The following is a 12,518-nucleotide window of genomic DNA, read 5'->3' as shown; positions in this document are numbered from 1 at the left end:
GGGGCGGGTCAACGCGGGCGCAGCGCGACGATCGCGAGCACCGCGGGAGCCGCGGTCAGCAGGGTGAAGGTCACCGGCGAGATGTGGTGTTCGGCCGGTTTGCGGGCCGGTGCGTGGTACGCCGGGCGGGCCACCACCTTCGGCGGCGGAGGTGTCACCACGGGGGCGGGCGGGGGCGGTGTGGGCACCGTGACCGCGCGGGGCGGCGGGGGCGCCGGTTTCGGCGGGGGCGGTGGGGGCAGGACGGGCTTGGGTACGGGTTTGGGCGCCGGCTTGGGCGGCGGCGTGGGCTTCGGGGGCGGGGCGGGCGTGGGCTTGGGTGGCGGTGGCGGTGGTGGAGGGGGCGGCGGCGTGGGCGGCGGCGGAGGTGGTGGTGGAGGGGGCGGAGGCGGTGGCGGCGGCTTCGGCGGGCACGGTGGAGGGGGCGGTGGCGGCGGGCAAGGGGGACCACCGTGATGGCCCCCGCCGTGGTCCCCGCCACGGCCCCTTCCGTGGCCGGAGCCGCGGTCGTCGCCGTGATGTCCGCCACCCGGGCCGCCTCCGCGGCTGCTGCCGCCGGCCACCGCGACCACCGCGGTGGCGGTCGCGCCGTCCCCCGAGCAGGTGGTCGCGTAGGCGCAGCTATCAGCCACGGCCGGTGTGGCGGACAAGGCCGCCCACAGCAGGACCGGGACCGCCAGCAGGCGCTGGGCACAGGCTCTGTTCACCCCGGGAGCATGGGCCCGCGCGCGCCCGCGCACGCGAGGCTCGGCCCCCGGTTCGCCTGAACGGGTGGACTGGTGACCCGAGAGGTTTGAGCCAGTTGCGGGCCGGTCCTGCGGCGATCCCGATCACGCACCGGTCAATTCCCAAAAGGGATTTGTCGGTACCGGTCATTCGCCCTGCGGGGCATGCCGGGCGCCTTTGGTGTGTGACGAAGAACGGATCGCCAATTTCCGCTTTTGCTCGCCCTGTTGGGCAATGATCAGTACATTCGGCTCGGACAGGAGTCCGACCTCGGACGGACCACCGCAGGAACAACGCTTGGAGACCCCGATGGAGCGCCCGGCCTGGGCCCCGCCAGGCATCGACATATCGGTGCCGAGCGTGTCCCGCATCTACGATTACTACCTGGGCGGGTCCCACAATTTCGAGGTCGACCGCCAGGCGGCCCGCCGCGCCATGGAATTCATGCCGGGACTGCCCAAGATCATGCAGGCGAACCGGGCATTCATGCGCCGCGCCGTCCGGCACGCCGTCGCCGAGGGCGTCACGCAGTTCCTCGACATCGGCTCCGGCATCCCCACCTTCGGCAATGTCCACGAGGTCGCCCAGGCCGCCAGCCCCGAGGCGCACGTGGTCTACGTCGACCACGACCCGGTGGCCGTCGCGCACAGCCGCGCCGTCCTCGGCGACGACGACCGCACCGACATCGTCGCCGCCGACCTGCGCAAGCCGAAGGAGATCCTGGCCGCCCCCGAGGTCGGCCGGCTGATCGACTTCGACCGCCCGGTGGCCCTGCTGCTCGTCGCCGTCCTGCACTTCCTGGAGGACTCGGACGACCCGTACGCCGCCGTCGCCGGACTGCGCGAGGCGCTGGCCCCCGGCAGCCTGCTGATCCTCACGCACGCCTCGTACGAGGGGATCCCGCTGACGGAGGAGGTCGCGGGCGGCGTCGTCGACGTCTACCGGGACATCCGCAACCCGCTCGTCATGCGCACCGGCGAGCAGATCGGCCGGTTCTTCGACGGCTTCGAGCTGCTGGAGCCCGGACTGGTCTCCATGCCCGACTGGCGGCCGGACGGACCCGGCGGCGAGGCGGAGGGCGAGACACCGGAAGACCCCTATGCCTTTTCGGGCTTCGGCGGAGTGGGACGCAAGGCGTGAGACTTCCGGCACAGACCGCGGGCGCGCCGGACGCTGCCGTGGTGCCCGCCGTCACACCGGCCCCAGTGGCCGCGGCACCGGCCGCCGGTCCCGCCGCGGCGCCGCACGGCGGCATCGAGGACCGGATCGCCCGCTTCGCGACCATCTGGGGCCGGGCGATCTTCCCGGTCACGGCGACCTCGCTGACCCGCCCCGAGTTCGAGCTGCACCTGGTGCCGCTCACCCGGACGCTCACCGAGGCCCTGCACGCCCGGCCCTTCGACGCCGCCGTCGCCCACCGCGTGGGAGCCGACCTCGTCGCCGTGCACTGCACCGACCCCGAGGCCCTGGCCGGCACCCTCGGCGTGATCGAGTCGTACCTGGTGCTCTACTGCGGTCCGGACGGACTCGAAGGCTCCGGCGCGGAGGCCACCGCCGAATACCACGCGCGCTGCGCCCGGCTCCAGCACGGCATCGCGGCCGGATACGCCCGGGCCCTGCGCGAGCGCACCCTCCGGGAGCAGGAGGCCATCGCCCGCTCCGCGCTGACCGCCCGCACCGATGCACAGCAGGCCCTGCACGCGAGCGAGGAGCGCTTCCGGGCCGTCTTCGAGGGCGCGGCCGTCGGCATCGGCATCGCCGACCTCGACGGGAACGTCCTGGAGGTCAACGACACGCTCCTGCAGATGTTCGGCGGCCTGGAAGGCCACGTCCGCAGCCGCAACGTCAGCGAGTGGGGCCACCCCGACGACACCCCGCACGTCTGGCGGATGTACGGGGAACTGGTGCGCGGCGAGCGCGAGAGCTACCGCGTGGAGAAGCCGTACTACCGGCACGACGGCACCGTCCTCTGGACCAACCTGACGGTGTCGCTGCTGCGCGACGCCGACGGGAAGCCGCAGTACCAGCTGGCGCTGATGGAGGACACCACCGAACGCCGGCTGCTGAACCTGCGCCTGCGCTACGAGGCCACCCACGACGCCCTCACCGGACTGCCCAACCGGACGCTGTTCTTCGAGCGGCTCGAAAAGGCCCTCAGCGGCGCCGGCGGCAGCCGCTACGGCCTGTGCTACCTGGACCTCGACGGCTTCAAGGCGGTCAACGACAGCCTCGGGCACTCGGCGGGGGACCGGCTGCTGGTGGAGGTCGCCGACCGGCTGCAGAGCTGCGCGACCGGCCCCGGCGAGGTCGTCGCCCGGCTCGGCGGCGACGAGTTCGTCGCCCTGACCACCGGCCCCGACACCGAGCAGAAGGTGACCGACCTCGCCGTCCGCATCCTCTCCGCCCTGTCCACCCCGATCCGGCTGGAGGGCCGGGAACTGACGGTCCGGGGCAGCATCGGGATCGTCGAGGGCCCGGCCAAGGAACGCACCCCCGCGGAGGTGCTGCGCAGCGCCGACATCACGATGTACCGGGCCAAGGCGGCCGGCGGCAACCGCTTCGAATTCGCCGACGCCGAGGCCGACGCCCGCGCGATCACCCGCCACGGCCTGACCAACGCCCTGCCGGCGGCGCTGGAACGCGGCGAGTTCTTCATCGAGTACCAGCCGCTGGTCCACATGCGCGACGGCAGCGTCCGCGGGGCCGAGGCCCTGGTGCGCTGGGCGCACCCGCAGTACGGGGTGCTCGGCCCGGACCGCTTCATCCCGCTCGCCGAACGCACCGGCCTGATCGTGCCGCTCGGCCGCTGGGTGCTGGAGGAGTCCGTCCGCCAGGCCCGGATCTGGCAGGGCCAGAACGGCGGCTCGGCCCTGCGGGTCAACGTCAACCTCTCGCCGACCCAGCTGCACCACCCCGGCCTCGTCGCCGACACCGTCGCGGTGCTGGAGAAGTCCGGGCTCGCCCCGGGCGCCCTGTGCCTGGAGGTCACCGAATCGGCCCTGATAGGAGCCGACGACGAACTCCTGGAGCCGCTGCGCCGGCTCGCCGCCCTGGGCGTGGACATCGCCCTCGACGACTTCGGCACCGGCTACTCGAACCTCGCCAATCTGCGGCGCCTGCCCGTCAGCGTCCTCAAGCTCGACCGCTCCTTCACCCAGGGGATGCAGCAGCAGCCCGCCAACCCGGTCGACGTCAAGATCGTGGAGGGGATCGTCGCCCTCGCCCACAGCCTCGAACTCGCCGTCACGGTCGAGGGCGTGGAGACCGGAGCCCAGGCCGCCCAGCTGCGCGCCCTCGGCTGCGACACCGCCCAGGGCTGGTACTACGCCCGCCCAGGAGCCCCCGACCGCATCCATGCCCTCTCCCTCTCGGACGCGGTGCCCACGCCTTCCTGACGTCTCCTCCACGGACCGCGGGGAGGGCCGGGCGCCACGGCCTCGGATTCCCGGCGCCGGGAATCCGGTCCAACGGCCACGAGTCCGTGCCAGGGGCCATGAGTCCGTGCCAAGGGCCACGAGTCCGGTCCAAGGATCGGGAGTTCGAGCCAGGCACCGCGAGCCCGGGCCAAGGGTCGGGAGTCCGGGCCAGGCGCCGCGAGTCCGGGCTCGGTGCCGGCCGGGGCCGCCTCAGGCTCCGGCGGGCGGCTCGCTCCGGTCCAGGCCGACCTCCGTCCCGCGGCCGGGGGTCCGGACGGCCTCCATGACCCGCTTGTACCGCTCCGCCGTGTCGGCCAGGACGTCGGCGGCCACCGGCAGCCGCTCCGACTCGTACGCGTCGAGCACCTCGTCACCGCCGGGCGTGGTGAGCGCGGCAGCCAGCGTCCGGCCGAGGGCGGCCGCGTCCTGGATGCCGGTGTTCATGCCCAGCCCGCCGGCTATGGGCTGCACGTGCGCCGCATCCCCGGCGAGGAAGGCCCGGCCCTCCCGCATCCGCGTGGCCATCCGGGCGTTGACCCGCCAGGAGGAGAGCCAGGTGGGATCCGCGAGCCGGATCCCCGGCAGGTCGGCGTGCCGGTCGAAGATCCGCTGGAAGCTCTCCAGCGAGGGCGGCAGCAGTTCGCCGTGCTCGTCCTGCTCGGGGGAGGCCTGGAGTTGAAAGCTGTCCGTTCCCGGCATGGGGCAGAGCAGTATTCCGGTGCCGTCCGAGCTGAACCACTGGTGCCAGACGTCCCGGCTGAGCCCGGGTGCCCGGACGTCGCCGATGACCATCGCGGGCTCCTCCTGGCCGCTCCCCTCGAAGGGGATGCCGAGCAGCCTGCGGGTGGTGCTGTGCCCGCCGTCGCACCCGGCGAGATGGCGGGCCCCGATCGCGGTGCCGTCGGCCAGCTTCGCGCGCACCCCGGACTCGTCCTGGGTGATCCCGGCGAGCTCCGATCCGTATTCGACCCGCACCCCCAGCCCGGCGAGCCTGTCGCGCAGGGCCGCTTCGATCTGCCACTGCCCGATCAGCAGGCCGCCGGTGGTGGGGGTGTCGTTGATGTGTTCCCGGTCGAAGTACTTGCGCAGGACCACGCTCCTGCTGCCGATGGCGGCCAGGGTGTCGAGCACGCCGAGCTCCCGGAAGACGTCGAGGCTGCCCGGCAGCAGCCCCTTGCCCCGGGACTCGCGGTGCGGAGCGGTGCGCCGGTCGATGACGCGCACGGCGAATCCGCGCAGTGCGAGGTCGCAGGCGAGCGTCAGTCCGGTGGGACCGGATCCGGCGATCAGTACGTCGGCCATGGGATGTCCTCTCCTCGTCGATGTCTCAAGGAAAGCGGCTCCCGACAGAAAAAGCAACCCGGTTAAAAAAATAACTCGGTCACAAATCCGTGCTACGTTGTGTGCATGGAGAACACGACGGGTCTGCGCGAGAACAAGAAGCTCCGTACGCGTCACCGACTGGCGGCGACGGCGCTGGAGCTCTTCCTGGAACGGGGCTTCGACGCCGTGTCGGTGGCGGACGTCGCCGCCGCGGCCGAGGTCTCCAAGCCCACGCTCTTCCGGTACTTCCCGAGCAAGGAGGACCTGCTGCTCGACCGGTTCGCCGATCATCAGGACGAGGTGGCGCGCATCGTGTGCGAGCGGCCCCGGGGCCGCACGCCGGTGGGTGCGGTGCACGCGCACTTCCTGGCGGCCCTGGCCGAGCGGGACCCGATCACCGGGCTGTGCGACCACCCGAACGTGGTGGCCTTCCAGCAGTTGATCTACAGCACCGCCGGCCTGCAGAACCGGCTGAGCCGCTACACCGACCGCGAGGTGGAGCTGCTTGCGGCCGGACTGGAGGCGGAGGCGGTGCCCCCGCTCGCCGCCCGCCTGGCGGCGATGCACCTGGTGGCGGTCCGTCACGAGCTGGGCCGGGTGAACTGGCGGCGGATCGAAGCCGGGCAGAGCGCCGACGAGGCCCACCCGGCCGCGGTGGCCGATGCCGACGAGGCCTTCGGGATGCTCGCCGAAGGCCTCGACAAGGCCCTGCCCATACCGCAGCCCTAGCCCTGCCCATACCCCTGCTCCAGCCCGGCCACAGTCCGGTCATGCCCCGTCCGGAGCCCAGTGATGGCCCCGGCCCCCGCGCGGTCAGCCCACCAGCATCCGCTTCAGTTCGCGGGCCGCGCGCGGGGGAGCCACGTCGGTGCGGTGGGCCAGGGCCACCGTGCGGCGCAGCGGAGACCCGGCCAGTGGGGTCGCCCGCAGACCGGGACCGGCACGGTCCACCACCATCGCCGGGACCACCGCGATGCCGAGCCCCGCCCGGACGAAGCCCAGGACCGCGTCCATCTCGCCGCCCTCCACGGTGAAGACCGGCTCGAAGCCCTCCGCGCGGCACGCCGTCACCGTGAGCTCCCGCAGGTCGTAGCCGTGCCGGAACATCACCATCGGCTCGTCGCGCAGGCCCCGTATGGTCAGCTCGCCGCCCCCGCCCGGAGCCGGCCGCTCCGTCGACGAGACCACCACCAGGTCCTCCGTCAGCAGTTCCACCGTGGTCAGGGCCGGAGCCGACGGCGGCAGCGGCAGCGCGATCAGGGCGAGGTCCAGGGCCCCGCGCGCGAGTTCCCGTACGAGGTCCAGCGAACCGCTCTCCTCGATCAGCAGCTCGATCCCCGGATGCGCGGCGTGGAAGGCGCGCAGCACGTCCGGGAGCAGGCCCGTGCACACGCTCGGGGTGGCGCCCAGCCGGACCCGCCCGCGCCGCAGCTGCGCCAGTTCCTGCACCTCCAGCCGCGCGGTGTCCGCGTCCGCCAGGATCCGCCGGGCCAGCGGCAGCAGCGTCTCGCCCGCGTCGGTGAGCGCGATGTTGCCCCGTGCCCGGCTGAAGAGCTCGGCGCCCAGTTCCCGTTCGAGCGCCTTGATCTGCTGGGAGAGCGAGGGCTGGGCCACGTGCACCCGCTCCGCGGCCCGGGTGAAGTGCCGGGTCTCGGCGACGGCCACGAAGTAGAGGAGCTGCTGGAACTGCATCAGCCCAGCGTAACGCCGTACATAGACAATACCTATCGAATTGAGCTCCTCCATGTCTTGGACCTTTCGGGACCTCGGTCCCTACCGTCGAGGACATGGCTTTGGCAACGCGGACGGATCGACGGCCGTCCACCACGCGCACACTCTGGGACTCCTCCGTCGGCAAGAAGTCCGTGATGGCCGTCTCCGGCCTGATCATGCTCGGCTACCTCGTCGTGCACATGCTCGGCAACCTCAAGATCTTCTTCGGGGCGGACGAGTTCAACGGCTACGCCCACTGGCTGCGCACCCTCGGCTCGCCCTTCCTCCACCACGAGTGGGCCCTGTGGATCGTCCGCGTCGCGCTCCTCGCCGCGGTCGTCGCGCACGCCGTGTCCGCCTACCAGCTCAGCCGCCGCGACATCAAGGCCCGCCCGGTGAAGTACGCCCACAAGCGTCGCCGCGCGAGCTACGCGACCCGCACCATGCGCTGGGGCGGCATCATCCTGGGCCTCTTCATCGTCTGGCACCTGCTCGACCTCACCACGCTCACCGTCAACGAGCGCGCCTGGGCGGGCCACCCGTACGAGAACGTCCTCGCGACCTTCTCCACCTGGTACGGGAACACCATCTACATCGTGGCCATGGCCGCCCTCGGCCTGCACATCCGGCACGGATTCTGGAGCGCCGCCCAGACCCTCGGAGCCGGCAACGCCCGGCGCGACCGGACGCTGAAGTCCCTGGCCAACGCCCTGGCCCTCGTCCTCTTCGCGGGCTTCGTCTCCGTGCCCGTCGCCGTCATGACCGGAGTGGTGAGCTGACCATGAGCAACGACTACGCCCACTACACCGAAGGCGAGCCCGTCGCCGACACCAAGGCCCCCGAAGGTCCGATCGCCGACCGCTGGGACCGCCGCCGCTTCGAGGCCAAGCTCGTCAACCCGGCCAACCGCCGCAAGCACACCGTCATCGTGGTCGGCACCGGCCTCGCGGGCGGCGCGGCCGGCGCCACCCTCGCCGAACAGGGCTACCACGTCGTCCAGTTCTGCTTCTCCGACTCCCCGCGCCGGGCCCACTCCATCGCCGCCCAGGGCGGCATCAACGCCGCCAAGAACTACCGCAACGACGGCGACTCCGTGCACCGCCTCTTCTACGACACCGTCAAGGGCGGCGACTTCCGCGCCCGCGAGTCCAACGTGCACCGCCTCGCCCAGATCTCCGTCGAGATCATCGACCAGTGCGTGGCCCAGGGCGTCCCCTTCGCCCGCGAGTACGGGGGCCTCCTCGACACCCGCTCCTTCGGCGGCGTCCAGGTGTCCCGCACCTTCTACGCCCGCGGGCAGACGGGCCAGCAGCTCCTCCTCGGCGCCTACCAGGCCCTCTCCCGGCAGATCGCCGCGGGCAACGTCGAGATGCACGCCCGCACCGAGATGCTCGACCTGATCGTCGTCGATGGAGTGGCCCGCGGCATCGTGGCCCGCGACCTGGTCACCGGCGGGATCTCCACCCACTACGCGGACGCGGTGGTCCTGGCGAGCGGCGGCTACGGCAACGTCTTCTACCTCTCCACCAACGCCATGAACTCCAACGCGACGGCCGTCTGGCGGGCGCACCGGCGCGGCGCGTACTTCGCCAACCCCTGCTTCACCCAGATCCACCCCACCTGCATCCCGCGCACCGGCGACCACCAGTCCAAGCTCACCCTGATGAGCGAGTCCCTCCGCAACGACGGCCGCATCTGGGTCCCCAAGGCCAAGGGCGACACCCGCCCCGCGGCCGAGATCCCGGAAGCGGAGCGCGACTACTACCTGGAGCGGATCTACCCCTCCTTCGGCAACCTCGTGCCCCGCGACATCGCCTCCCGCGCCGCCAAGAACGTGTGCGACGAGGGCCGCGGCGTCGGCCCCGGCGGCCAGGGCGTCTACCTCGACTTCGCCGACGCCATCCGCCGCATGGGCCGCGACAAGGTCGCCGAGAAGTACGGCAACCTCTTCGACATGTACGAGCGGATCACCGCGGAGAACCCGTACGAGGTCCCCATGCGGATCTACCCCGCCGTGCACTACACGATGGGCGGACTGTGGGTCGACTACGACCTCCAGACCACCGTCCCCGGCCTGTTCGCGATCGGCGAGGCCAACTTCTCCGACCACGGCGCCAACCGCCTCGGCGCCTCCGCCCTGATGCAGGGCCTCGGCGACGGCTACTTCGTGCTCCCCTCCACCATCAACGACTACCTGGCGCGCCACCCGCACCAGGACGCCGTCGACGACACCCACCCCGAGGCCGCCGCCGCCGTACGGGAGGTCCGCGACTGCCTCGCCAAGCTGCTCGCCGTGGACGGGGACCGCACCCCGGACTCCTTCCACCGCGAGATCGGCGAGCTGATGTGGGAGTACTGCGGCATGTCCCGCACCGAGGAAGGGCTGCGCAAGGCCCTCGCCCGGATCCCGGAGATCCGCGAGGAGTTCTGGCAGCGCATCAAGGTCCCGGGCAGAGGAGAGGAGTTCAACCAGTCGCTGGAGAAGGCCAACCGCGTCGTCGACTACCTCGAACTCGCCGAGCTGATGTGCCTCGACGCCCTCCACCGCGCCGAATCCTGCGGAGGCCACTTCCGCGAGGAGTCCCAGAACCCGGACGGCGAGGCCGCCCGCCGCGACGAGGAGTTCGGCTACGCCGCCGCCTGGGAGTACCAGGGCACCGGCGCCGCCCCCGTCCTGCACAAGGAAGACCTCGTCTTCGAGTACGTCCACCCCACCCAGCGGAGCTACGCATGAAGCTCACCCTGCGCGTCTGGCGCCAGCGCGGCGCCGACGCCCCCGGCCACATGGCCTCGTACGAGGTCGACGGGATCTCCGAGGACATGTCCTTCCTGGAGATGCTCGACACCCTCAACGAGGACCTCATCCTGCGCGGTGAGGACCCGGTCGCCTTCGACCACGACTGCCGCGAGGGCATCTGCGGCGCGTGCAGTCTCGTCATCAACGGCGACGCCCACGGCCCCGAGCGCACCACCACCTGCCAGCTGCACATGCGGTCCTTCACTGATGGCGACACCATCGACGTCGAGCCCTGGCGGGCCGCGGCCTTCCCGGTGGTCAAGGACCTCGTCGTCGACCGCGGCGCCTTCGACCGCATCATCCAGGCCGGCGGCTACATCACCGCCCCCACCGGCGCCGCCCCCGAGGCGCACGCCACCGCCGTGCCCAAGCCCGACGCCGACTTCGCCTTCGAGCACGCCGAGTGCATCGGCTGCGGCGCCTGCGTGGCGGCCTGCCCCAACGGCTCCGCGATGCTCTTCACCTCCGCCAAGGTCAACCACCTGAACGTGCTCCCGCAGGGCGCGCCGGAGCGGGAGACCCGGGTGCTGGACATGGTGGCCCGGATGGACGAGGAGGGCTTCGGCGGCTGCACCCTGACCGGGGAATGCGCCACGGCCTGCCCGAAGGGGATCCCGCTCCCGTCGATCGCCGCGATGAACAAGGAGTGGCTGCGGGCGGTGCGCAAGGGCCCCCGCTGACCGCCCACCGCTGACTGCTCAGGCGGGTGGTGCGACGCACCACCCCCTCCCACGCGGTGGCGGGGCCGGGCCCTGCGCCGATCGGCTGACCGGCGCGGCCCACCCCGCGCCGCGCCCCGGCGGCGCCCGGGCCATGGGGGACAGTGGCCCCATGCCAGAAGCCCCCGCCGGGTCCGGACCGCGCCGCCGAGCCGTACTGGCCGCCGCCCTCGCCCCGCTGACCGCGGCCGGCTGCTCCGGCGGGGAAGACCCCCGCACCCCCGCCCCCGGCGCGCAGGCCGGACCCAAGGACGCCCTGATCATGGTGATCCGGCACGCGGAGAAGCCGTACGCCGGCGACTCCGGCTGGGACGAGGAGGGCGAGGACGACCCCGGCTCGCTGGCCGGCCGCGGCTGGCGCCGGGCCGAACAGCTCCCGCGCCTCTTCCCGCCGGCCAAGGGCTCCTCGCTGCCCCGCCCCGCCGCGGTCTTCGCGGCCGGCGGCAAGGACGGCGCCCCCGCCCGGTGCAGGCAGACCGTCACGGCGCTGTCCACCGCGCTGCGCACCCCGGTCCGCCGGGAGTTCGCCCTCGGAGCCGAACCGGCGCTCGTCCAGGCCGCGTTGGCCGCGCCCATGCCCGTACTCGTCTGCTGGGAACACACCGGCGTCCCCCGCCTGATCCGGGCCCTCGGCGCCCACCAGGTCCCCGGCACCCCCGCGACCTGGCCCGACCGGTACGACCTCGTCTGGATGTTCACCCGCCGCCGGGGCCAGTGGAGCTTCCGCGAACTGCCGCAGCACCTGCTGCCAGGGGACGCGTAGGTCTTGGGGCCCCGGTAGTCCGCATGCGGTCTCGGTGGGGAGCATCTGCCTTGCGCTCAACCCGCGTTGGGGTAGGGGCGGTGGCCGCGGGAAGCATCACGGGTGTGCGCCGAACCCCTGCCGCCCTGGCCGTCCTCGCCGTCACCCTCATCGCCGCCTTCTGCCTGCTCGTCGGGCCCGGACCCACCGCGGCCGCGGCCCCTGCCCCGGCCACCGACACCCGCACCGCCGCGGCTGCCGCCGCCGCTGCCGCCGGCACGGTCCGGCTGACCAGCTACAACATCTGCGGCAACATGTGCTCCGGCCCCCCGTACGACGCGCGGCGCCGGATCGCGGAAGTGGCCGCCGAGGCCGACCCCGGGGGCTGGGGCGCCGACCAGCTCTTCCTCCAGGAGGTGTGCGAGCACCAGTACCGCGCGCTCCTCGACCGCCTCGGCCCGCTCGGCTACGGCGGCTTCTACTCCGCCACCCTGCCGGCCGGGAACGCGGCCATCTGCGAGGGCCACGCGTACGGGAACGCCGTCCTCGTCCGCGGCCCGGTCTCGGACACGGCCGACCTCGACCTGACGGTGGGCGGCGAACGCGAACCGATCACCGTGCCCTGCGCCCTGGCCTCCCTCGCGGACCGGCCCACCTGGTCCTGCTCGGTCCACCTCTACTGGGACGACGGGACCCTCGCCGTGCCCGAAGCCGACCGACTCGCGGAGCAGGCCCGCCGGTGGCTGGACGACGGATTCGCCGTCGTCCTCGGCGGGGACTTCAACCACTCCCCGCGCACCGCCACGCTGTCCCGCTTCTACCTGCCGGAACGCGGCGACGGCGCCCACGGAGACTTCACCGAGGCCGACGAGAGCGACCCGGAGTTCTTCGACCCCGCCGTCTGCCCGCCCGCCACCACCTCCGCGTGCCGTTCGGGCGAGACGACCTTCGGCGCGAAGAAGCTCGACTACCTCTTCTTCAGCGCCCCGCACTTCGGGGCCGCGAGCGCCGACGCCCTGCCCCTCGACACGGCCGTCTCGGACCACAACCGGCTGCGCGTCTCGGCCACCGCCAACTGACCG

Annotated in this window: 11 protein-coding genes; 8 read left to right on the top strand and 3 right to left on the bottom strand. The window is 72.7% G+C overall.

Going from position 1 to position 12,518, the window contains the following annotated elements:
* Nucleotides 1–8: 8 nt before the first annotated feature.
* Nucleotides 9–161, bottom strand: coding sequence for a hypothetical protein (locus tag ACFYZ4_RS04090; protein WP_351588480.1), 153 nt, complete (start codon nt 159–161; stop codon nt 9–11).
* 874 nt (nt 162–1,035) lie between these two features.
* On the opposite strand from ACFYZ4_RS04090, the gene ACFYZ4_RS04085 reads away from it, so the two are divergent.
* Nucleotides 1,036–1,866, top strand: a complete 831-nt coding sequence (locus tag ACFYZ4_RS04085) for an SAM-dependent methyltransferase (protein ID WP_351293009.1) — start codon at nt 1,036–1,038, stop codon at nt 1,864–1,866.
* 65 nt (nt 1,867–1,931) lie between these two features.
* Nucleotides 1,932–4,121, top strand: coding sequence for an EAL domain-containing protein (locus ACFYZ4_RS04080; RefSeq protein WP_351292933.1), 2,190 nt, complete (start codon nt 1,932–1,934; stop codon nt 4,119–4,121).
* Nucleotides 4,122–4,352: 231 nt separating this feature from the next.
* Here the strand turns inward: ACFYZ4_RS04080 and ACFYZ4_RS04075 are convergent, their stop codons facing one another.
* A complete protein-coding gene (locus tag ACFYZ4_RS04075; protein WP_351292935.1) occupies nt 4,353–5,444 on the bottom strand; it encodes an FAD-dependent oxidoreductase in 1,092 nt (363 codons plus the stop codon).
* A 105-nt stretch (nt 5,445–5,549) separates the two neighbouring features.
* On the opposite strand from ACFYZ4_RS04075, the gene ACFYZ4_RS04070 reads away from it, so the two are divergent.
* The gene (locus ACFYZ4_RS04070; RefSeq protein ID WP_351292937.1) at nt 5,550–6,194 is read left to right on the top strand and encodes a TetR family transcriptional regulator; all 645 of its coding nucleotides are present in this window, start codon (nt 5,550–5,552) and stop codon (nt 6,192–6,194) included.
* A gap of 84 nt (nt 6,195–6,278) precedes the next feature.
* Here the strand turns inward: ACFYZ4_RS04070 and ACFYZ4_RS04065 are convergent, their stop codons facing one another.
* Nucleotides 6,279–7,157 carry a LysR family transcriptional regulator gene (locus ACFYZ4_RS04065; protein ID WP_030723146.1) on the bottom strand — a complete coding sequence of 293 codons (879 nt, stop codon included), beginning with the start codon at nt 7,155–7,157 and terminating at the stop codon, nt 6,279–6,281.
* A gap of 95 nt (nt 7,158–7,252) precedes the next feature.
* Here ACFYZ4_RS04065 and ACFYZ4_RS04060 point away from each other — a divergent pair, with 95 nt between their 5' ends.
* From ACFYZ4_RS04060 to ACFYZ4_RS04040, 5 genes are all read left to right on the top strand, one after another.
* Entirely contained in the window at nt 7,253–7,957 is a 705-nt protein-coding gene (locus ACFYZ4_RS04060) for a succinate dehydrogenase (RefSeq protein WP_351292939.1), read from the top strand.
* Nucleotides 7,958–7,959: 2 nt separating this feature from the next.
* Nucleotides 7,960–9,912 (top strand): fumarate reductase/succinate dehydrogenase flavoprotein subunit, encoded by a 1,953-nt coding sequence (locus ACFYZ4_RS04055; protein ID WP_390782973.1) that lies wholly within the window; start codon nt 7,960–7,962, stop codon nt 9,910–9,912.
* Nucleotides 9,909–10,655 carry a succinate dehydrogenase/fumarate reductase iron-sulfur subunit gene (locus ACFYZ4_RS04050; RefSeq protein ID WP_351588495.1) on the top strand — a complete coding sequence of 249 codons (747 nt, stop codon included), beginning with the start codon at nt 9,909–9,911 and terminating at the stop codon, nt 10,653–10,655. Before ACFYZ4_RS04055 ends, ACFYZ4_RS04050 begins: the two co-directional genes overlap by 4 nt.
* Nucleotides 10,656–10,806: 151 nt before the next feature.
* Nucleotides 10,807–11,457, top strand: a complete 651-nt coding sequence (locus ACFYZ4_RS04045; protein ID WP_351292947.1) for a hypothetical protein — start codon at nt 10,807–10,809, stop codon at nt 11,455–11,457.
* Between the two features lie 104 nt (nt 11,458–11,561).
* Complete coding sequence (locus ACFYZ4_RS04040) at nt 11,562–12,515, top strand: endonuclease/exonuclease/phosphatase family protein (RefSeq protein ID WP_390782972.1); 954 nt, start codon at nt 11,562–11,564, stop codon at nt 12,513–12,515.
* The last annotated feature ends 3 nt before the right edge of the window (nt 12,516–12,518 follow it).

This window comes from Streptomyces sp. NPDC001513 (genome assembly GCF_042894695.1).
Taxonomy (GTDB): Bacteria; Actinomycetota; Actinomycetes; order Streptomycetales; family Streptomycetaceae; genus Streptomyces.
The sequence above is the reverse complement of the archived record's forward strand: the minus strand, read 5'-3'. Positions and strand labels throughout refer to the sequence as shown.

Coding starts and splice junctions, on each gene's coding strand:
- ACFYZ4_RS04085 (WP_351293009.1), top strand. CDS start 1,036: ATGGAGCGCCCGGCCTGGGCCCCGCCAGGCATCGACATATCGGTGCCG.
- ACFYZ4_RS04075 (WP_351292935.1), bottom strand. CDS start 5,444: ATGGCCGACGTACTGATCGCCGGATCCGGTCCCACCGGACTGACGCTC.
- ACFYZ4_RS04070 (WP_351292937.1), top strand. CDS start 5,550: ATGGAGAACACGACGGGTCTGCGCGAGAACAAGAAGCTCCGTACGCGT.
- ACFYZ4_RS04065 (WP_030723146.1), bottom strand. CDS start 7,157: ATGCAGTTCCAGCAGCTCCTCTACTTCGTGGCCGTCGCCGAGACCCGG.
- ACFYZ4_RS04060 (WP_351292939.1), top strand. CDS start 7,253: ATGGCTTTGGCAACGCGGACGGATCGACGGCCGTCCACCACGCGCACA.
- ACFYZ4_RS04055 (WP_390782973.1), top strand. CDS start 7,960: ATGAGCAACGACTACGCCCACTACACCGAAGGCGAGCCCGTCGCCGAC.
- ACFYZ4_RS04050 (WP_351588495.1), top strand. CDS start 9,909: ATGAAGCTCACCCTGCGCGTCTGGCGCCAGCGCGGCGCCGACGCCCCC.
- ACFYZ4_RS04045 (WP_351292947.1), top strand. CDS start 10,807: ATGCCAGAAGCCCCCGCCGGGTCCGGACCGCGCCGCCGAGCCGTACTG.